Raw genomic sequence first — 21,241 nt, 5'->3', positions numbered from 1 at the left:
ATCAGGTTAGGTTCAGCTTGTCGATGAAGCCATCGACACCCTTGACGTTCTCAACCAGCACCCGGATCGCACGACGTTCCAGCTCGCTGGATACCGTTCCTTCCAGGATCGCTCTGGAATCCTGAACCGATACCTTGATCGCATCCGTCTCGAGACCGAGATCGCCCTGCAATCGAGCGCGAATGGCACGCGCAAGTGCATCGTCACCACTTGCCGTTCTCTCTTTCGGCGCTGCAACGATGGCCTTGAGAAGATCGACGCGACTGACGATGCCAAGGAGCCGCTTGTCGCTGACGACGGGAACACGCTTGATCTTGTGCTGGAACATCAGTTCAGCAATGGCAGCGGCCGGCGCATCCGGTGCAACGCTGATGACGCTTGCGGACATGACATCGGATACGCGCCAACTGCGGCTGCGAATATAGTCGTCGAAATCGACGAGCGATGCGTTATCGGAGTTGCCGGCCGATCGACCGCCACCAAACTCGATCCGCCGCATCAGGTCGCCCTCCGTCAGGAGGCCACACAGGTTGCCATCATTGTCGATGACGGGCAGGCCACTGATGTCCTTGGCCACCATGAGGTCGATTGCCTGATGCACGCTGCTGTCGGCGCTGATCGTCGTGATGTCAGTGTTCATGATGTCTTGAGCAAACATGTCAATCCCATTGCGCTCTGGAGGAAGTCGAATGGTGCCGGCGCGCGGCCTCGCTTTGCTGGAGGCACGTCTGATGCTGCGAATATTGCGCAATTCCACTCGGCTGTCGATCAATGATCGCGAACTTAATTTCAACCTTTGAGATTAGTTTCCTAAGACGCTTTTGACTCGGCAATCCGACAGGATCTCCGACGGCTCTCGGCATCCGGTTCCCGCCGGTCGCTGATGTGCTCCTTGTCGCTGTGCTCCCTTCAGGCGAGGATTCAGGTCATCCCAGGATGTTTCTGATGGCTCGCATGAAAACGCCCGAACCAGTGGCAATCAATTCATCGGGGAAATCGTAATCCGGGTTGTGTAGGCGCGGATGAGCTTCGCCGGCGCCGAGAAAGAACATCGCGGCCGGTGCCACGGTTCGGAACAGACCGAAATCTTCGGATGCTTTCATCGGCAACATACTGCTTGTTGCGTCATGGCTCACGCCCTCGTCATCCAGCGCGCGCCGCAACTCCGCCACCGCTTCGGCAGAGTTGTAGCATTGATGGAACACGTCTTCGTAGCTGATCTCCACCTGCAGGTGTCCAGTATCTGCCTCAGTCCGAACCAGTCCCTCCGCGCGTGAAACCAGGGCGGTCATGGCTTCATCGGTCAATGTCCGTAGGGTTGCCCAGATCTGCGCCTCTCCAGGACTGATTCCAAAGGCCGGTTCACCGAGACGCGCATGCGTGACGGTAACCAGCGAGTAATCCGGCCCCAGCGGACCATTGTTGCCGAGCGACGTCAAATCACCGAGCAAGCGCGCCATCGCGAAAGTCGGTGCGATGCCCTGCTCCGGATAGGAAGCGTGCGACGTCTTGCCTTTCAAAACGATCTTCATTCCGCGCGAGGCGCAGTTGACGGGCCCATCCTTGAGAAGGACATGGCCAAGCCGGACACCTGGGAAATTATGAAGTGACAGCGATAGATCCGGCTTTAAGGCGGCAAACTTGGGATCCGCAAGCACGGCCGCTGCGCCCGCGCCGTTTTCTTCGGCCGGTTGGAACATCAGGATTGCGCGCCCGCGGGCTGGCCGCATCTGCCCCAACCCCTTCGCGACCGCCATAAGGATCGCCATGTGACCGTCATGACCGCAGAGGTGCCCTCGGCCGGGTATGGCAGAGCGATGCGCCGCGTCAGAGATTTCCTCGATCGGCAGGCCGTCCAGCTCCGCACGGATCAAGACGGTCGGGCCCGGCTTCGTTCCTTCGAAGACAGCTGCCAGGCCGTGTCCGCCGATGCCGGTAACGATGCCGTCAGGTCCAGTGCGTCCAAGTGCTTCTTCCACACGCAACGCCGTTTGTGCCTCTTGACCGGATATCTCCGGATGACGGTGAAGCTCCCGCCGAAACGCCTTGATTACACTGAACTCTTCATCCGTCAGAAACATCGTCGAAAATCCTGGCAACACGTGAAGCGAGATAGAACGGCAATGAACCTAGCCTCTTCCACATCCATAGTCGACAGAACCGGCCGCGCGACACTGCATCCGACTTTCCTCGCTTTCCCGCGTCTGTGCATTTGTATATGTAAAGTAGCATTCACAGGAGAAGTTGATGCAAGCAGACGACGCTGATCGGTACCGCGCACCGGCGCTGGATAAAGGGCTCGATATCCTTGAGCTTTTGGCGGGCGTCGAGCAAGGCCTGACCCAGGCAGAAATCGCCAAGCGTCTCGATCGCAGCCCCAACGAATTCTATCGAATGCTCGACCGGCTCGTCCGACGCGGCTACGTGACAAAGCTCGAGGGCGACCGATTCACCCTCACCCTCAAGCTATTCGGCCTGTCGCAGTTGCATGCGCCAACGCGTCGACTGGCGTCCTTCGCCACGCCGCTGATGCGCGAACTCGCGCAGCGGACAAAACAGGCGAACCACCTCGTCGTCTTTGATCGCGGCGCGGCAGTTGTGATCGCCCAACACGAGGCACCGGACTATTGGGGTATCTCGATCCGCGTCGGCTCGCATATGAGTCTTTTCGATACCGGTTCCGGCCACGTGCTTCTCGCCTTCAAAAGTAACGAGGAGCGCCAGATGATGATCGCGGAACACGCGCGCAGCCGCGACGAGGTGAAGCTCGAACCGGGTTTCTACCAGCATCTCGCCCTTATTCGCGAACGCGGCTACGAAATGATGGCCAGCGCCCAAACGGCAGGCGTACACAACCTATCGGCACCGATTCTTGGCCCGGATGGGCGCTGCATAGCGGCCCTCACCTGCCCCTATATCGCGCTGGTCAACGCGCCTGCTGCACCGGACATCAGCCAAACGATAACAATGGTGATGAAGACGGCCAGCGAGCTTTCGTTGCTCGCCGGCTCGGACGTCAAAACACCCGGCTGAGGACCAGAACTTATGTTTGGCTCGACGGTCCTGCTGAAGATGCTGTTTTTGAAGTTCATACTTCAACAACCCAATTCGGCACGCATGTTTAAGGCCGCTGTCAGCTAACGATCCCATTAGAAATCCTTGCGCCGCAAAAAGCGACGCCAAACGAACCCTCATGGTGACTGCGCACGCTGTCGCACAGCAGGCATGCAGTAGTGGAGACAGCGCGTGAACGTATTGTTGGTCGAGGACAACATCCTGTTGGGCGACGCGGTGCGTGACCACATCGCAGCCGACGGTCATTCAGTCGACTGGTGTCTCAATCTCGCGGAGGCGACGCAAGCCGCCGAAAACGGCAACTACGGCGTGATCCTGCTCGATCTGCGCCTGCCCGACGGCAACGGCCTAACGCTGTTGAAGGCCCTCCGGAGAAAAGCAAACTCCGTTCCTGTCATCATTCTCACCGCGCACGACCAGGCCTCTGACCAGATCGAGGGCCTCCGGAGCGGCGCGGACGATTTCCTGGTGAAGCCCTTCGGGCTCTCGGAGCTTTCCGAGCGGATGAAGGCGGCAAACTGCAAGCACTGAGACTTGGACTGGCCGCCTGGTGGAGTGGCCATTCGAGTGTAGTTAGCTCGGCCGGCCCTCCTGGATGCGCTGGGCGGTCACTATCGAATACTCGCGACCTTGTCGGTTCGCCGGCACGCGGCGAACACGTCCAGGTGTGGATCATAGACCTTGGTCGTCACGTCCATGAGCCCGAGCACGCTGTGGAAGAAGTTGTCGTGCGAACGGCCTTCGTCTGCTTGCTTGGCCACGCAACTCATATCGAAGCCAGCGGATTTCGCGAGATCGTCGCCGACCCATACGAGGAACGGCACGTGGGTCTGCTGCGACGGCGCCACGATATAGGGCGCGCCATGGAGGTAGATCCCGTTCTCGCCAAGCGATTCCCCATGGTCCGAAAGGTAGACCGCAGCACCAGCAACTTTGTCGGAATGTTGCTTCAGCCTATCGATGACACTTGAAACCACGTGATCCGTGTAGAGGATCGTATTGTCGTAGGCATTGGTAATCTCTTGGGCCGTGCAGCTGCCAAAGTCGTTGGCCCTGCAGTCGGGAACGAAGCGCCTATACTTGTCGGGATAACGAGCAAAGTAGGCCGGCCCGTGGCTACCTAGTTGGTGCAGGACCAATACACTGTCGCTCTTCACATGATCGAGCCAATCGTCGACCTGGTCGAGCAGGATACCATCGAGGCACTCACCGTCCTTGCAAAAGCGTGGGTCGGCGGACTTCGGCAGTGAGGTGTAGGCAACCCGGTCAGTAACGTGGTAGCTGCCGGTGTCGTTGTCCATCCAGGAGACGTCAACCTTTGCGTGGCTCAGCACGTCGAGCAGGTTCTCGGTCGCAAGGCCCTTGCGATGCGTATAGGCAGTGCGCGGATAGACGGAGAACATGCACGGGATGGAGACCGCCGTCGCTGTCCCGCAGCTGGTCGTATTCGGAAAATAGACGACATTCTGCTTTTCAAGTTCAGGATTCGTCTTGCGCTGGTAGCCGCCCAGCGAGAAATCGTCGGCACGGGCCGTCTCGCCGGCGACTATGATTGTCACACGTGGCTTGTTGAGACCGGCTGTGTTGATCCTGTGTGCATCCGTGCCAAGCGGCGCCGCGACAACCCGCGCATCCTCTTCCGACGAAACGGCAAAGCGAATGGTGTTGGTAATCGGCAAAAATGGGTTCAGTCGATCGAGGATGTCCCGGTGCGCACGCCCGACCCCGGCAAAGGCCCTGTAATCGCCGAAGCCGACGACAGCGAAAACCGCCAGGCAGGCCAGGATCACGCCCGTATTATGAGCAAGCTTGGACAGCACCGGTCGATGCCGAATACGCACCCAGCTAATCACCAGCGACGGCAACACTCCGGCCAGCAGCATATGCAACGCAAACCGCACCGTTATCAGATGCCCCGCCTCCGCGCCCGTTGACACCGCAGCGTTGCGGATCATCTCCTTGTCGACGATCACACCGAACTGATCGGTAAACCAAGAACCGGCGGCGGCTGCGAGCACAAAAAAGATCAAGAAAGGTTTGGTGAGGTACTTGGCGGAGAAGGCAGTCACGATTGCCATGCAGACTGCAGAAATCCCGATGACAAAAAGTACAAACGACAGGTGATCAGTCGCGAAATCGCCGTAGGCCGTACTCCAAAACGAGCGGTTTGTCACAAAGAGCAGGTAGAGAGTGGTGGCAAAGCAAAGCGTCACGCTGCCGATTTCAGGTCGCCGGTCGATCAGGCGGACCTTGGTGGCATTCTCGTTCAATTGGTCGTCTCCGCGTCAAAATTTGGCGTCGACGAAACCAGGATTGGACCAGAAATAATTCATGGCTGTCGACAATATTCGCCAGCCATGGCCGGATTTTCTGACAGCCACCTGAAGACTTCATGGCGAGGCGGTGCCCACAATGAAGGCGCATAACTACAATTCAGGCCAGCGGACTGCCATATTGCGCGCCCGACAGCGTACGAGACACAGCGTTGCGCCAGCCCGCGATTTTCGTCTGCCTCTCTGTCTCTTGCATCGACGGCTGGAATCGGCGGTTGCAAGCCCAGGCCTTTCCAAATTGCTCCTGATCCGGCCAGACCGCGGCTCTGGAACCGGCGAGCCAGGCGGCACCCAGTGCCGTTGTCTCGACAACGGCAGATCGGTCCACCAGATTGCCGACAACATCGGCAACACGCTGCATCGTCCAGTCGGAACTTGCCATGCCGCCATCGACCCGCAAGACCGTCTCGATGTGATGGCCGCCCCAATCTTTCCGCATCGCGATCAGGAGATCGAGCGTCTGGTAGGCGACGGATTCGAGCACCGCATGCGCCAGTTCCGCTGGGCCGCTGTTTCGGGTCAAACCAAAAATCGCGCCACGCGCCTCCGGATCCCAATACGGTGCGCCGAGCCCCGTGAAGGCCGGCACGACGTAGACCTGCTGGCTTGGGTCCGCTCGCGTCGCCAGTGCACCACTCTCCGAGGCGTGCGAAATAAGACCAAGGCCGTCGCGCAGCCATTGCACCGCTGCGCCAGCGATAAAAATCGAGCCTTCCAACGCATAGGTCGTCTTGCCGGCAAGCCGGTAAGCGACCGTCGTAATCATCCTGTTGCTGGAGGCCACGCAGTCTTGGCCGGTATTGAGGAGAGCAAAACAACCGGTGCCATAAGTTGATTTCATCATGCCGGGCTTGAAGCAAGCATTGCCGATGGTCGCCGCCTGCTGGTCACCGGCGACCCCAAGGATCCGAATGGACGCTCCGAAGATCTCGCGATCGGTGACGCCGAAATCGTCGGCACAATCCTTGACCTCCGGAAGCATCGATACCGGGATCCGGAGAAGGCCGAGAAGCTCCTCGTCCCACCGACCCTCGGTGATATTGAAAAGCAGCGTTCGGGACGCGTTGGTGGCATCGGTCGCATGAACCCGCCCGCCGGTTAGATTGAAGATCAGCCAGCTATCGACGGTGCCAAAGCACACTTCGCCGGCTTCGGCGCGGTCCCGCAGTCCTTCGACGTTGTCGAGCAGCCAGCGCAGCTTCGTCCCGGAAAAATAGGGGTCAAGCAGCAGGCCGGTCTTCGCGTTGAAAAGCTTCTCGTAGCCGTCAGCCTTGAGACTGTCGCAGACTTCAGCCGTGCGCCGGTCCTGCCATACAATGGCCTTGTAGAGCGCCCTACCCGACCTGCGTTCCCAGACGACAGTCGTCTCGCGTTGGTTGGTAATCCCGATCGCAGCGATATCGGTGACCGGAACATTGGCACTTCCCAAAGCTTGCCGGGCCGTATTGACTACCGTGGTCCAAATTTCGTCCGGGTCGTGTTCGACCCAGCCCGGTTGAGGATAGGATTGCTTGATCTCCTCCTGTGCTGACGAGATCATCTTCATCCCGGCGTCGAAGACGATCGCGCGCGAGGACGTCGTGCCTTGGTCGATCGCGAGAATATGGCCGCTCATGGTCTTCTCCGGCGCAATAGTTCGCCTTGCCGCCGCAAACGCGCCAGCCCAATAGGTCGTTTTCTTATCGTGGTGGGTGCCGACGGCGGCTCAGCGCCGTCGGCATTGCTATTGGCCGGGCCTCGTACCCGACCGAGCGCTGATCAGTTCGACTGCCAGCTCTTGACCAGTTCGTCGTAGTTGACGGTAACCGGCTTTTCCTTCTCGTTCTCGATCTTCAGCTGGGGAGCGAGGTTGCCCTTGGCGACCGCGTCCTTGTTCCAGTATTCGAGATCATGCTCTTCGGCGAGCTTCGGACCGATATCGCCCTGCACCTTGGCGCGCTCGAGGCGTTGCAGGACCTTTTCCTGCTCGGCGCAAAGCGAATCCATGGCCTCCTGAGCAGTCTTGGCGCCGGAGGACGCATCACCGACAGCCTGCCACCAAAGCTGTGCCAGCTTCGGATAGTCAGGAACGTTGGTGCCGGTCGGCGACCACTGGACGCGAGCGGGCGAACGATAGAACTCGATCAGACCGCCGAGCTTCGGAGCGCGCTCCGTGAAGCTCTTGTCGCGAATGGTGGATTCACGGATGAAGGTGAGGCCGACATGGCTCTTCTTCACGTCCACCGTCTTCGAGGTGACGAACTGCGCATAGAGCCATGCGGCCTTGGCGCGATCGTCCGGCGTCGACTTCATCAGCGTCCAGGAACCGACGTCCTGATAGCCGAGCTTCATGCCGTCCTTCCAGTAGACGCCATGCGGGCTCGGAGCCATGCGCCACTTCGGCGTGCCGTCCTCGTTGACGACAGGCAGACCCGGCTTGACGGCATCGGCCGTAAACGCGGTGTACCAGAAGATCTGCTGGGCGACTTCACCCTGCGCCGGAACCGGACCGGACTCGGAGAAGTTCATGCCCTGCGCTGCCGGCGGTGCATAGGCCTTCAACCAATCCAGGTACTTCTGGATCGAATAGACGGCAGCCGGGCCGTTCGTGTCGCCGCCACGCGCGACGCACGAACCAACAGGACGCGAGTTCTCGTCAACCTTGATGCCCCACTCGTCGACCGGAAGGCCGTTCGGAAGACCCTTGTCGCCGTTGCCGGCCATCGAGAGCCAGGCGTCGGTGAAGCGCCATCCGAGCGACGGGTCCTTCTTGCCGTAGTCCATGTGGCCGAAGACCTTCTTGCCGTTCACTTCACGGCCGGTGAAGAACTCGGCGATATCTTCATAGGCAGACCAGTTGACCGGAACGCCGAGATCGTAGCCGTACTTCGCCTTGAAGTCGGCCTTGTTCTTCTCGTCGTTGAACCAGTCGTACCGGAACCAGTAGAGGTTCGCGAACTGCTGGTCAGGAAGCTGATAGAGCTTCTTGTCCGGCGCGGTCGTGAACTTGGTGCCGATGAAGTCGTTGATGTCGAGTCCCGGGTTGGTGACATCCTTGCCTTCGTTCGCCATCCAGTCGGTCAGCGAGCGGGCCTGCTGGTAGCGCCAATGCGTACCGATCAGGTCAGAGTCGTTGACATAGGCATCGTAGATGTTTTCGCCCGACTGCATCTGCGTCTGCAGCTTTTCGACGACGTCACCTTCGCCGATCAGGTCGTGCGTGACCTTGATGCCGGTGATTGCCGTGAAGGCTGGCGCAAGAACCTTCGATTCATACTCGTGCGTCGTCAGGGTTTCGGAAACGACCTTGATGTCCATGCCGGCGAAAGGCTTCCCGGCATCGATGAACCACTGCATTTCCTTTTCCTGGTCGGCGCGGGAAAGCGTCGAGAGATCGCCGACTTCCTTGTCCAGAAAAGTCTTTGCTTCATCCATGCCGGCATAGGCGGCGCCCGCCATGGCCAGCAAGATGCCTGCTGTTGTCGTTAGTAAGTGCCTTCGCATGATATCCTCCCAGGGTTGCGATTGCAGTCTTCACGTTTCAGGCGGCCAGTACCCCCGGCCATCTGTCTTTTCCTGCCGTCACACGTAGCGGAAGACGCCGATGGCGTAGACTACGGAGAGGGCAAGAGCCCACCACAGGTTGGGCCCGACGAGGCCCAGCCATGCGAGATGAATGAATGCTGCGCCAAGCAGCGATACGAAGAGCCGGTCGCCACGCGTGGTTTCGAACCGGAGGACTCCGACGCGTGGTGAACCGCCCGGCGCGAAATATTCCCAGATGCTCATGCCGACCAGCAGCGCGAGGATCGTCAGGAAAAACAATGCGGTCGGCAGCGTCCACGCCATCCAGGAAAAGTTCATGAGTGGTTCTCCCTTGTCAGACGCGACCGAGCGCGAAGCCCTTGGCGATGTAATTGCGGACGAAGTAGATGACGAGCGCGCCCGGAACGATGGTCAGCACGCCGGCCGCCGCCAGCACGCCCCAGTCCATGCCAGCAGCCGACACGGTACGCGTCATGATTGCCGAGATCGGCTTGGCCGCGGTCGTCGTCAGCGTACGTGCCAGAAGCAATTCAACCCACGAGAACATGAAGCAGAAGAAGGCGGCGACACCGATGCCCGATGCGATCAGCGGCATGAAGATCTTCACGAAGAAGCGCGGGAAGGAATAGCCGTCGATGTAGGCGGTCTCGTCGATTTCCTTCGGCACCCCGGACATGAAGCCTTCGAGGATCCAGACCGCCAGCGGCACGTTGAACAGGCAGTGGGCAAGTGCGACCGCTATATGCGTGTCGATCAGGCCGAAGGCCGAGTAGAGCTGGAAGAACGGCAGCGCGAAGACCGCGGGCGGTGCCATCCGGTTCGTCAGCAGCCAGAAGAACAGGTGCTTGTCGCCGAGGAACCGGTAGCGCGAGAAGGCGTAGGCCGCCGGCAGCGCTGCCAGCACCGAGATCACCGTGTTCATGACCACGTAGATGATCGAATTGATGTAGCCGTTGTACCAGGACGGATCGGTGAAGATCACCATATAGTTCCCGAGCGTCGGGTTCTTCGGCCAGAGCGAGAAGGCACCGGTGATCTCGGCATTCTCCTTGAAGCTCATGTTGACGAGCCAGTAGATCGGCAGCAGCAGGAAGATGATGTAGATCGTCGAAACGACCCAGGAGAAGTTGCCCGCAGGCTTGTATTTCATTGTCTGAGCCATGGTCCTCTCCTTTCTCAGGCGTTCGCGTCGCTGCTGGTCATGACGGTGTAGAAGATCCACGACAGCAGCAGGATGATCAGGAAGTAGATGATCGACATTGCCGCAGCGGGACCGAGGTCGAACTGGCCGACGGCCATTTTCACGAGGTCGATCGACAGGAAGGTCGTCGAGTTGCCGGGGCCGCCGCCGGTGACGACGAAGGGTTCGGTATAGATCATGAAACTGTCCATGAAGCGCAGCAGCACGGCGATCAGAAGCACGCGGTTCATCTTCGGCAGCTGGATGTAGCGGAACACGGACCAGCGCGAGGCACCGTCGATCTTCGCCGCCTGATAGTAGGCGTCAGGGATCGAGACCAGGCCGGCATAGCACAAGAGCACAACGAGGCTCGTCCAGTGCCAGACGTCCATCAGGATAACCGTGATCCAGGCATCGAGCGGATCGCGAACATAGTTATAGTCGAAACCCATCGCCTCGAGCGTATGGCCGAGCAGGCCGATGTCGACGCGACCGAAAACCTGCCAGATCGTACCGACCACGTTCCACGGAATGAGCAGCGGCAGCGCCATCAGCACGAGGCAGACGGGAACTCCGAGGCCCTTCTTCGGCATGTTGAGCGCGATGAAGATGCCAAGCGGGATTTCAAGCGCCAGGATGATCAGAGAGAAGATCAGGTTTCGCTGCAGTGCCGCCCAGAAGCGGTCGGAATGGAGCGTCTGCACGAACCAGTCGGTACCGGCCCAGAAGAACTCGTTGTTGCCGAACGTATCCTGTACCGAGTAGTTCACAACCGTCATCAGCGGGATGACGGCCGAGAAGGCGACCAGCACCAGGACCGGCAGAACCAGAAACCAAGCCTTGTTGTTCCAGGTCTTTTCCATGGTTCAGCCCTCCCTGCCGACGCGCCAGGAATTGGCGTAAATATTGATTGCAGCCGCATCGAAGGTCACCCGCGCATCCGCCGGGATTTCTGAGTCTTCCGTCACGACGATAGCGATGGGCTGCCCCGCAAAGGTCGCCCGCACGATCTTCTGTCGGCCGATATCTTCAACCCTGTTGACGGTCACCGACATTCCTTCGCGGCCAATATTGATGAACTCCGGACGGATGCCGAGCTCCGTCTTCGCACCGGCAGCTGTTTGCGGCGCATAATCCAGCGACAGCGTTTCGTTACCGATGCGAACCGCATTGCCCTGCAATTGCACGGGAAGCACATTCATGCCCGGCGAGCCGATGAAATAGCCAACGAAGGTGTGGCTGGGACGCTCGAAAAGCTCCGCCGGCGTGCCGATCTGGACGATTTCCCCCTCGTACATGACAACGACCTTGTCGGCGAAGGTCAGCGCCTCCGTCTGGTCGTGCGTCACATAGACCATCGTGAACCCGAACTGCTTGTGCAGTCGCTTCAGCTGCGAGCGCAGCACCCACTTCATATGCGGGTCAATAACCGTCAAAGGCTCGTCGAACAGGATCGCATTGACGTCGTTGCGTACGAGTCCACGGCCGAGCGAGATCTTCTGCTTCTGGTCGGCGGTCAAGCCCTGCGCCTTGCGCTTGGCCATCCCCCCGAGGTCGATCATCTCGAGAATCTCACGTACGCGGCGATCGACTTCCGGCTCGGCAACACCACGGTTGCGCAGCGGAAAGGCCAGATTGTCGTAAACGGTCATCGTGTCGTAGATGACAGGGAACTGGAACACCTGCGCGATATTGCGCGCCTGTGTTGAGAGGTTCGTCACATCGTTTCCATCGAACAGGATGCGGCCATGTGATGGCTGCAGCAGGCCGGAAATGATGTTGAGCAGCGTCGTCTTTCCGCAGCCGGACGGTCCGAGGAGCGCGTAGGCGCCACCATCCCGCCATTCGTGATCGACTTCGCGAAGTGCGTAATCTTTGTCCGACGTCGGGTTCGGTCCATAGGCGTGACGGATGTGGTCGAGCGTGATGCGTGCCATGTCCTTCTCCCTTACGCCTGAACGCCGGTTGCAATGGCATGGCCATCGGTGCCGAAGGCCATGACGTGACGTGTGTCGAGATAGATGTCGACCTCGGTGTCAGGATCGATGTTGTGGATGCCGTGGGCGAGCATGACCCAGCGGATGCCATCGAAATCCAGATGCACGAAGCTTTCGGAGCCGGTGATCTCCGAAACCTGCGTGCGAGCCTGCAACCTTGCCGCGGCTGACGTCTGCGGTGAAAGACCGAGGTGGTGCGGGTGGAAAGCAATGGTGACGGACCCGTCAGCCATTCCGGCCAGATGCGCAGGCACGGGCAGGATATCGACCTCCTTCCGCCGAAACACACTGCCAGCCTTGACGACATCGATGAAATTGAGCGGCGGATCGGCGAATGTTTTCGCGGTCACGAGATCGCGCGGGTTTCGATAGACGGAGATCGTCGGCCCGAACTGTGTCACACGTCCTTCGGAAAGCGTCGCCGTATTGCCGCCGAGCAGAAGCGCCTCGGAAGGTTCCGTCGTCGCGTAGACAAAGATGGCACCGGATTGCGCAAAGATACGCGGCAGCTCGGCCCGCAACTCCTCGCGCAGCTTGTAGTCAAGATTAGCGAGCGGTTCGTCCATCAGAACCAGGCTGGCGTTCTTGACGAGAGCACGGGCAAGCGCCGTACGCTGCTGCTGGCCACCGGACAGATTGAGCGGCGTCCGGTCGAGATACGGCGTGAGACGCATCAGGTCGGCGGCTTTGCGCACCTCGCGATCGATCGTCGTCGTATCCTTGCCGGCAATGCGCATCGGCGAGGCGATGTTCTCGTAGACTGTCAGAGCCGGGTAGTTGATGAACTGCTGGTAGACCATCGCGACATTGCGCTTCTGCACCGGCATGCCGGTCACATCAACGCCATCGAAATGGACCGAACCGCTGGTCGGTCGGTCGAGCCCGGCCATCAGTCGCATCAGCGACGTCTTGCCGGACAGCGTCGGTCCCAGCAGCACATTCAACGTGCCTTTTTCAAACGCAAGATCGGTCGCGTGGATATGATATTCCCCACCCACCATCTTCGCGGCGTTCCGCAACTCAAGCATTCCGGTTCCCGTGCCTCCTCAACAGCGGGGACATTACCGCTTCAACCAGCCATCTGTGCCGGTCGTGCGGCCATGTACTCCTCCAACAGCACAGCCTGTTCCTTGGTTAGACGCAGGCCGTCTTTCGTTCTCCGCCAGAGCACATCGTCTGCGCTTCTGGCCCATTCGTGATCAATGAGATAGCGAACCTCTGCCTCGTAGAGATCGCCACCAAAACAGTGCCCGAGATCCTCGATGCTGGCCGCTTGCCCAAGCAGGACCGACGCCTTCGTACCGTAGCGGCGCACCAGTCGGCGCGCGTGGCGGTCGGCCAGGAAGCCATAACGCCCCTTCAGCTTCGCCACTTCCGCCTCATAGCCGGTTGCGGGAAAATCGCCTCCGGGCAGATGGCTCTTCGCTGTCCATGGCGCGCCTTTCGAACCGATCGCCGACGCGATCTTTTCCAAAGCATGCTCGGAAAGGCGCCGGTAAGTGGTGAGCTTGCCGCCGAAGACGTTGAGCAGCGGGGCGCTTTCACCCTCGCCTTCGACTTTCAGAACGTAGTCGCGGGTTGCCTCTTGCGCCTTCGAGGCACCATCGTCGAATAGCGGGCGCACCGCCGAATAGGTCCAGACGATGTCGTCCGGCCGCACCGGTTCTTTGAAATATTCGCTTGCCGCGCTGCAGAGATAGGTCGTCTCTTCCTCAGAAATTTTCACATCCTTCGGATCGGCCGAGTAGTCGCGGTCGGTGGTGCCGATCAGCGTGAAGTCCTGCTCGTACGGGATCGCGAAGATGATGCGGTTATCAGGATTCTGGAAGAAATAGGCCCGCGGATCGTCGAACTTCTTCTTCACGATGATGTGGCTGCCCTGCACAAGCCGCACATGGTGCGCCTCGTTCTGCCCGAAGGCCGCACGAATGACGTGATCGACCCAGGGTCCGGCAGCATTCACCAGCATCCGCGCCTGGAAGCTGCTCGGCTGCGCCGTCACCGTGTTTATCGTTTCGATCGACCACAAACCGTTCTCGCGTCGCGCCGAGACGACCTTCGTCCGAGGCATGATCAGCGCACCGCGGTCGGCAGCGTCTCGCGCATTGAGAACGACCATGCGCGCATCATCAACCCAGCCATCCGAATACTCGAAGGCCTTGGTGAAAAGTGCCTTCAGCGGCTTTCCGGCCGGATCCCGTCGCATGTCGAGGACCGCCGTGGGCGGGAGCAGCTTGCGGCCGCCGAGATGGTCATAGAGAAACAGGCCTAGGCGGATGAGCCATGCCGGGCGGATACCGCCCTTATGATAGGGCAGCACGAAGCGCATCGGCCAGATGATGTGCGGCGCCATCGCCCAGAGCACTTCGCGCTCCATCAGCGATTCGCGCACCAGACGAAACTCGTAGTGCTCGAGATATCGCAAGCCGCCATGAATGAGCTTGGTCGCCCCGGAGGACGTGCCGGAGGCGAAATCGTTCATTTCGGCAAGCGCGACCGAATAGCCGCGCCCGATCGCGTCTCGCGCGATTCCGCAGCCGTTGATGCCACCACCGATAATGAAAAGATCGTGAATCTGACGGCTCACGTTCCCCCTCCAAGCCACAATATGCCGCAACGCAACATGCCTGCGCAGTTGCGAAAGTAAATGCAGTTAAAACGAAGATTATTCGAATGTCAAACGAATGTTATCCGAATTTCGGAAACCTACAGATCTGCCGTGGACGTAAACGTAATATCCGGAAAGGACGACGGGTGATAGGTGCACATTCCAGCCCGCAAATCAGGGGTTTTCAGGCGTTTTGAAATAGCCTCGCGGGGCGGTCCCCAGCATGCGCCTGAACATCGTGATGAAGGCGGCGACACTCTCGTAGCCAAGATCGAGTGCGACGGCGGTGACCGCCTCCCCGGCTGCGATGCGTGGGAAAGCGGTAAATACGGCCGCCTGCTGTCGCCACGTAGACAGACTGATTCCCGTTTCCTTCCGAAAGAATCGCGTAAACGCCCGCCGGCTCATCGCAAGACGCTCGGCCCAGTCATCGATCACCAGCCGAGCACTCGGATTTTCCATGAAGCCGCGGCAAAGCGCCGCCAGACGCGCATCGGACGGAAACGGCAGTCCCAGCGGGCGATCAGGTAGCCGCAGGACCTCCTCGAGCAGCAGCGCCATGACAAGATCGTGCCGACTGCTCCTGCCATCCGCCGGCGCAACGGCTTCGATGATCAAAGCTCGGGCAAGATCTGTAAGAGCGACGACGCGGATGGCCGTTGGAGGATCCGCCAAGGCACTCGGCGCGACATACGCCGAGAGCATCGCGACGTCACCCAGCATATCGACGGTATGGACGAGCCCTGCCGGAATCCATAACGCATGCTCTGGCGGCACCATCCAGCGCCCCTGCACAGAGGACACCATCAGGACGCCCGCGCTGGCATAGACAAACTGCGCGCGGCTATGGCTGTGAGCCTTCACATGATAACCGGCCGGATATTCCGAGGGGATCGCGTAGACCGGCTCCGAGGCGGCCTCAATAGCCGCAAGGCGCTCTACGTGGAGCTTGGCCAACTCGCTTAGCGCCAACCGCTGTCCAGATTTTGTCATTTTTGGCCCACTCGCGAAACAACAAGACCAAAACACGAAAGCGGGACATCGACAAGTCGTCTATCTCCAGATCGTCAAAGGACGGAGCACAATCGTGACAGACAGCGCAATTGCGGCAGAGCGGCACTCTGCGGAACAGACAGTTTTCGGCATCATCATGGCGGTGAGCTTCTGCCATCTCCTTAATGATACCATGCAGTCGCTGATCCCTGCCCTCTATCCGATGATCAAGGATGGCTACGGCCTCGACTTCACGCAGATCGGCTTCCTTGGCCTCGTGTTCCAGGTCACGGCATCGCTCCTACAGCCGCTGATCGGGATCTACACCGACAAGCGCCCGTTGCCTTATTCCTTGGCCGTCGGCATGGGCTTCACGCTGATCGGCCTGGTGCTGCTCGCCTACGCACACGCCTATTGGGTGCTTCTCATCGGTGCGGGTGTGGTCGGGCTCGGCTCGGCGGTATTCCATCCGGAATCCTCGCGTGTCGCTCGGCTGGCATCGGGCGGGCGCCATGGTCTTGCCCAATCGCTGTTCCAGGTTGGCGGCAACTTCGGTACCGCGATCGGGCCGCTTCTCGCGGCATTCATCGTGTTGCCGCGCGGCCAGCATAGCGTCGCATGGTTCTCGCTCATCGCCTTGACGGGCATTATCATCCTGTGGCGCGTCGGTGCCTGGTATGCCGACCACCGCAGGAGCAATGCCGGCCGCAAGGCAGCGGTCCCTGCTCTACATCTCCCGCGCGCGAAGGTCATCACGGCGATCGGCATCCTCGCGCTGCTGGTGTTCTCGAAATACGTCTACATGACGAGCCTGTCGAGCTACTACACCTTCTACATGATCGAGCGCTTCGGCGTCTCCGTGCAGCACGCGCAGATTCTGCTGTTCGTGTTTCTCGGCGCGGTCGCTATCGGCACCGTTGCTGGGGGTCCCATCGTTGACTGGTTTGGCACCAAGTTTGTGATCTGGTTCTCGATCCTCGGCGCGCTGCCCTTTACACTTGCCCTGCCCTATGCCGACTACAACTGGACGGTCTTCCTGACCTTCCTGATCGGCGTCATCCTGGCCTCCGCCTTCTCGGCCATTGTCGTCTTTGCGCAGGAGTTGGTGCCCGGTCGCGTTGGCATGATCGCCGGTCTGTTCTTCGGCTTTGCCTTCGGGATCGGGGGCATTGGTGCCGCAGGCCTCGGCATGGTGGCCGACCACATGGGCATCGAGTTCGTCTACAAGATCTGCTCGTATCTGCCGCTGCTTGGCCTGCTGACCATCTTCCTACCCGATATCGGCAAGGGCCGCCGCCACGCCGCGAAAACGGCCAAGTAAGCGAGTTCACGCAGCACGCGAATGACAAGGGCCGAGATGACGATCTCGGCCCTTAATTTATGCGCTGTTAGGTCACCCACACCTAGATAGCGGTGAACCCATTATCGACGAAGAGGTGCGCGCCATTGACGAACATCGACTCGTCACTGGCGAGGTAGAGCGCGGCGCGCGCCACGTCCTCTGGCTCGCCGATCCGGCCCTGCTGGGCGGCAATGGCAGCGTCCGAGACATCGACGCCAAGCTTCTGCAATTCGCTCACCTCGCGCAATCCGTGCGGCGTGCGGATGAACCCGGGGCAGACGGCATTGCAGCGAATGTTCCGGTCCCTGAACTCCACCCCGATCGCGCGCGCGAACATATGCACCGCTCCCTTCGTTGTGTCGTAAAGCACTTCCATCGGCGTCGCAGCCACGGCCGAGATCGATGACGTGCAGACGATGGAGCCGCCGCCCGCGGCGATCATCCCCGGCAGAACCGCCCGCGTCATCAGAAACATCGAACGCACATTGACCGCATGGAGCCACTCCCACTCGTCGAGCGTCGTTTCCAGAAACGGCTTGATGACAATCGTGCCAGCGTGATTGAAGAGCACGGTGACCGCGCCGAACTTTTCCTCTACGCCCTCCACCGCTTGGATCACGGCAGCCTCTTCGGACACATCGGCTACCCAATACTCCGCCACATGGCCAACTGCGCGGATTTCCTCCGCTGTCTGCCGTGCCGCGGCTTCATTTCGGTCGATGATCGCCACTTTGGCGCCCTCGGCAGCGAAGAGCCGCGATGCCGCCCCGCCCATGCCCGTTGCGCCACCTGAGATGATTGCGACTTTCCCCTTTAGCCGATCGACCATGACCTATCCCTTGTTCCCTTTGTTCCGTCGTCGCTCGCTCGCCGTCGAGGAGCGCGCCCGTACGCAGTGTTGAAGAGAGTCCTACCGGATGTCCACACACAGGACTCTGTCGGTAACCTTACCAAATAACCAACAGAACAGCTTTCGGTTGTCTCATCGCGCAACACCGGGCATTTGTATTTCCAGCGGCTCACCATCAGCCGCGGTCCGGAAGGGGTCCGGATCGGTAGAGCCCGCCCCCGAGGGGCCTGGGGCGGGCTTCTTAAACACAACAAAGACTTAGGCGTCGAATGCATCTCGCGTGCTTGCTTGCGGCGCGCTGATTTGATTGTCCGGACGCGTCACGCAACGCGTTCAGAGCCGGCACACGCTAAGGCTGATGTCTTCCTATAACCCTAAGCTATAAGAAACGCGCGGAAGTCATTCACGTTGGTACCGGTCGGCCCCGGCACAAAAAGATCGCCCGCAAGGTTGAAGGCCGACCATGCGTCATGACCCGCCAGGAACGCGCGCGCATCGCCGCCCGCACTTCTGATCCGCGCCACTGTTCCGCCGTCGCAGAACGCGCCGGCATTGTCTTCCGAACCGTCGATGCCGTCGGTATCCGCAGCCATCGCCACGACCCCCGCGACCCCCTGTAGATCGATCGCCGCAGAGAGAAGCAGTTCGGAGTTTCGCCCGCCCTTGCCGTACGTTCCGGCTCCGATACTCACGGTTGTCTCGCCGCCGGAAAGCAGCACGAGCGGCGTGGAAGCGGGAGGCCTTGCCAAAAACTCGCGGGCGAGGGCCGCATGCATCCGGCCGATATCCTTCGCCTCCCCTTCGATTGAATCCGAGAGAATAAGAGGTTGCACGCCCAACGACCTCGCCCGGTCGGCCGCCGCCTCCAGGGACACCCGCGCCGAGGCGATCACATGAACCTCATTGTCGGCGAACACACTGTCGCCGGCGCGTGGCGCTCTGGCATTTCGAATACAATCGATGACGCGCGCCGAAAGATCTATCCGATAGTCCCGGATCACTCGCAGCGCTTCCTCCGCATCGCTGTTGTCCGGAACGGTCGGCCCTGACGCAACAAAGGCCGGATTGTCTCCAGGAACATCGGATACAACAAGGCTGACGACCCTGGCGGGGTGGGCAAGAGCAGCAAGCCGTCCTCCCTTGATGCGGGAGAAATGCTTCCGCACCACGTTCATGCCTGAGATGGGAGCCCCGGAGGCCAGCAGCGCTTCGTTGAGGGCGCTTTCGTCGGCGAGGGTGAAGCCGGTCGGCGGTGCTGGGAGAAGCGCCGAGCCGCCGCCGGATATCAGCGCAATGACCAGATCGTCGGAGGTCAGCCCATGCACGTGGTTTATAAGAGCTTCTGCCGCGACAAGCCCGGCCCTATCTGGAACGGGATGGGCCGCCTGAAGAATTTTGGTCGATTGGCATTCGGCGATCGGCCCATGCCTGGCCACGACGAGGCCCTCAAATGGATGAGACCAGGCCCGCTCGAATGCGGCCGCCATTTGGCTCGCTGCCTTGCCCGCCCCGACGACGATCGTCCTGCCTTTCGGCGGATCCGGCAGATGACGAACCAGTGCCTCGTAGGGGTCTGCGGCCTTGACCGCCTCATGAAACAGGGTTTGCAAAAACGCTCGTGGATCGGAAATCAAACCCTACTCCCATTTTCAAAGTTCGCCGTCCGAATGCCCGGTCTAGCGAACGGTCGCCCTTGCCCTCGGCCGCGTCTCGTTGCGCTCATGAGCAAAAATCGCTGCAGGCAACGGCGGCAGTCCACGGATAAGGTCGGAGCCTCGTTCGCCAACCATGATGGTCGGTGCGTTGGTGTTACACGATGGGACCCGCGGCATGACCGACGAATCGCATACCCGAAGCCCCTCGAGACCATGGACCTTGAGATCGAGACCGACAACAGCTTCCGGTCCCGTTCCCATCTTGCAGGTGCCGACCGGATGATGATCGGTCTTCGCGTTCGCACAGCCATAGTCGAAGAGCTGCTCGTCGGTCATGACCTTCGGTCCAGGCAGCCGCTCGGCTAGAACATACGGCTTGAGCGCCGCCTGCTGCATGATCTCGCGAGCAATCTTCAACCCTTCGAGGGACATAACCTTGTCATGTGGGTCGGACCAGTAGTTCGGATCGATCAGCGGCGCAGCGCCCGGATCAGCCGAGGAAAGTCGCACGGTTCCCCGAGAGCGAGGATGAAGATAAGCCGAGTTCAGAGTGACACCAGCGTTCTTCAGGCGCTCAACCCCAGCCTCGATCCCGGATCCCAAGCCAAGATGGAACTGGATATCCGGCGACCGCGCATCCGGGTCGGCATACCAGAAGCCGCCGGTCTCAAAGAGAGAGGAGGCGACCGGGCCGGTTCGGAACAGCACATACTGAACGCCCGCCCAGATCGTTCGGTGAAGTTTCGCAACCCCGTCATAGGTGTGGTCGCCCGTGCACTCGGCAATGACGAATAGATCAAGGTGATCCTGAAGGTTGCCACCGACGCCCGGCAGATCGTGGCGGACCTTGACCCCGACCGACTTAAGGTGGTCGGCCGGACCGATCCCCGATTGAAGCAGCAACTTGGGCGACCCAATCGCACCGGACGACACAAGCACCTCGCGTTCGGCACGGACGATCTCGGAGCCGCGCTCCGTCGCGATCTCGACACCGACGGCACGATGGCCCTCGAGGACGATGCGCGCAACTCTTGCGCCTGTCCGGACTACCAGGTTCTTTCGGGCCTTAATCGGAGAAAGATAGGCCAACGATGCCGATGATCGGCGGCGGTCCCGCTGCGTCAACTGATAGAAACCGACACCCGCCTGGTGCCGGCCATTGAAGTCATGATTGTAGGGAATGCCGAGTTCCTGCCCGGCCCGGATATAGGCGTCGCAGATCGGCAGCGGAGAGGCAGGCATCGAGACACCGAGCGGGCCGCCGTAGGAATGATAGTCATCGGCGAAGCGCTGATTGTCTTCGGCGCGCTTGAAGTAGGGCAAGATCGAGCGGTAGTCCCAGCCCTCACATCCGTCCTCGCTTGCCCAGATGTCGTAGTCTGCCGCGTTACCCCGCGTATAAAGCTGGGCATTGATCGATGAGCCGCCGCCGATCACCTTCGCCTGTGTATAGCGAAGCACCCTGCCCTTCATGTGTTTCTGCGGCACGGTCTCCCAGCCCCAGCTCGCAACACCCTTCGTCATTTTCGCAAAGCCTGCAGGCATATGGAACAACGGATTCCAGTCGCCTCCACCCGCCTCAAGCAGCAAGACGTTGACGTTGGGATCTTCGCTGAGGCGATTGGCAAGCACGCATCCCGCAGGGCCGGCGCCGGTAATGATGTAGTCGAAACGCATATTTCT

At 60.2% G+C, this 21,241-nt stretch carries 18 protein-coding genes; 3 read left to right on the top strand and 15 right to left on the bottom strand.

Annotation, left to right across the window (positions count from 1 at the left end; translation table 11 throughout):
* Position 1: 1 nt before the first annotated feature.
* Both FHT77_RS17670 and FHT77_RS17665 read right to left on the bottom strand, forming a co-directional pair.
* Positions 2-640 carry a CBS domain-containing protein gene (locus tag FHT77_RS17670; RefSeq protein ID WP_246719909.1) on the bottom strand — a complete coding sequence of 213 codons (639 nt, stop codon included), beginning with the start codon at positions 638-640 and terminating at the stop codon, positions 2-4.
* 286 nt (positions 641-926) lie between these two features.
* A complete protein-coding gene (locus FHT77_RS17665; RefSeq protein ID WP_183756240.1) occupies positions 927-2,081 on the bottom strand; it encodes an amidohydrolase in 1,155 nt (384 codons plus the stop codon).
* A 166-nt stretch (positions 2,082-2,247) separates the two neighbouring features.
* On the opposite strand from FHT77_RS17665, the gene FHT77_RS17660 reads away from it, so the two are divergent.
* Entirely contained in the window at positions 2,248-3,033 is a 786-nt protein-coding gene (locus FHT77_RS17660; protein ID WP_183756239.1) for an IclR family transcriptional regulator, read from the top strand.
* Positions 3,034-3,246: 213 nt separating this feature from the next.
* The gene (locus tag FHT77_RS17655; protein WP_183756238.1) at positions 3,247-3,606 is read left to right on the top strand and encodes a response regulator; all 360 of its coding nucleotides are present in this window, start codon (positions 3,247-3,249) and stop codon (positions 3,604-3,606) included.
* An 80-nt stretch (positions 3,607-3,686) separates the two neighbouring features.
* Here the strand turns inward: FHT77_RS17655 and FHT77_RS17650 are convergent, their stop codons facing one another.
* The 10 genes from FHT77_RS17650 to FHT77_RS17605 form a co-directional block, all read right to left on the bottom strand.
* Positions 3,687-5,345, bottom strand: coding sequence for a phosphoethanolamine transferase (locus FHT77_RS17650; RefSeq protein WP_183756237.1), 1,659 nt, complete (start codon positions 5,343-5,345; stop codon positions 3,687-3,689).
* Between the two features lie 163 nt (positions 5,346-5,508).
* Positions 5,509-7,023, bottom strand: coding sequence for a glycerol kinase GlpK (gene glpK, locus FHT77_RS17645; RefSeq protein WP_183756236.1), 1,515 nt, complete (start codon positions 7,021-7,023; stop codon positions 5,509-5,511).
* Positions 7,024-7,166: 143 nt separating this feature from the next.
* On the bottom strand, positions 7,167-8,891 hold the full coding sequence (locus tag FHT77_RS17640) for an ABC transporter substrate-binding protein (RefSeq protein ID WP_183756235.1): 1,725 nt from the start codon (positions 8,889-8,891) through the stop codon (positions 7,167-7,169).
* A 78-nt stretch (positions 8,892-8,969) separates the two neighbouring features.
* Positions 8,970-9,251 (bottom strand): DUF2160 domain-containing protein, encoded by a 282-nt coding sequence (locus FHT77_RS17635; protein ID WP_183756234.1) that lies wholly within the window; start codon positions 9,249-9,251, stop codon positions 8,970-8,972.
* A gap of 16 nt (positions 9,252-9,267) precedes the next feature.
* Entirely contained in the window at positions 9,268-10,095 is an 828-nt protein-coding gene (locus FHT77_RS17630) for a carbohydrate ABC transporter permease (protein WP_016554371.1), read from the bottom strand.
* Positions 10,096-10,109: 14 nt separating this feature from the next.
* A complete protein-coding gene (locus tag FHT77_RS17625) occupies positions 10,110-10,976 on the bottom strand; it encodes a carbohydrate ABC transporter permease (RefSeq protein ID WP_016554372.1) in 867 nt (288 codons plus the stop codon).
* Positions 10,977-10,979: 3 nt separating this feature from the next.
* Entirely contained in the window at positions 10,980-12,050 is a 1,071-nt protein-coding gene (locus FHT77_RS17620; RefSeq protein WP_183756233.1) for an ABC transporter ATP-binding protein, read from the bottom strand.
* Between the two features lie 11 nt (positions 12,051-12,061).
* Complete coding sequence (locus FHT77_RS17615) at positions 12,062-13,138, bottom strand: ABC transporter ATP-binding protein (RefSeq protein WP_183756232.1); 1,077 nt, start codon at positions 13,136-13,138, stop codon at positions 12,062-12,064.
* 41 nt (positions 13,139-13,179) lie between these two features.
* Complete coding sequence (gene glpD / locus FHT77_RS17610; RefSeq protein ID WP_183756231.1) at positions 13,180-14,697, bottom strand: glycerol-3-phosphate dehydrogenase; 1,518 nt, start codon at positions 14,695-14,697, stop codon at positions 13,180-13,182.
* 195 nt (positions 14,698-14,892) lie between these two features.
* Positions 14,893-15,711 (bottom strand): helix-turn-helix domain-containing protein, encoded by an 819-nt coding sequence (locus FHT77_RS17605; RefSeq protein ID WP_183756230.1) that lies wholly within the window; start codon positions 15,709-15,711, stop codon positions 14,893-14,895.
* Between the two features lie 94 nt (positions 15,712-15,805).
* On the opposite strand from FHT77_RS17605, the gene FHT77_RS17600 reads away from it, so the two are divergent.
* Positions 15,806-17,032 (top strand): MFS transporter, encoded by a 1,227-nt coding sequence (locus tag FHT77_RS17600; protein ID WP_312859758.1) that lies wholly within the window; start codon positions 15,806-15,808, stop codon positions 17,030-17,032.
* A gap of 82 nt (positions 17,033-17,114) precedes the next feature.
* Here FHT77_RS17600 and FHT77_RS17595 read toward each other — a convergent pair whose 3' ends face one another.
* From FHT77_RS17595 to FHT77_RS17585, 3 genes are all read right to left on the bottom strand, one after another.
* Positions 17,115-17,882: an SDR family NAD(P)-dependent oxidoreductase gene (locus FHT77_RS17595; RefSeq protein ID WP_183756229.1), complete on the bottom strand. Its 768-nt coding sequence runs from the start codon at positions 17,880-17,882 to the stop codon at positions 17,115-17,117.
* 395 nt (positions 17,883-18,277) lie between these two features.
* Positions 18,278-19,537: a glycerate kinase gene (locus FHT77_RS17590; RefSeq protein WP_183756228.1), complete on the bottom strand. Its 1,260-nt coding sequence runs from the start codon at positions 19,535-19,537 to the stop codon at positions 18,278-18,280.
* Between the two features lie 42 nt (positions 19,538-19,579).
* The gene (locus FHT77_RS17585) at positions 19,580-21,235 is read right to left on the bottom strand and encodes a GMC family oxidoreductase (protein WP_183756227.1); all 1,656 of its coding nucleotides are present in this window, start codon (positions 21,233-21,235) and stop codon (positions 19,580-19,582) included.
* Positions 21,236-21,241 lie beyond the last annotated feature (6 nt).

This window comes from Rhizobium sp. BK181 (assembly GCF_014193305.1).
Lineage (GTDB): Bacteria > Pseudomonadota > Alphaproteobacteria > Rhizobiales > Rhizobiaceae > Rhizobium.
The sequence above is the reverse complement of the archived record's forward strand: the minus strand, read 5'-3'. Positions and strand labels throughout refer to the sequence as shown.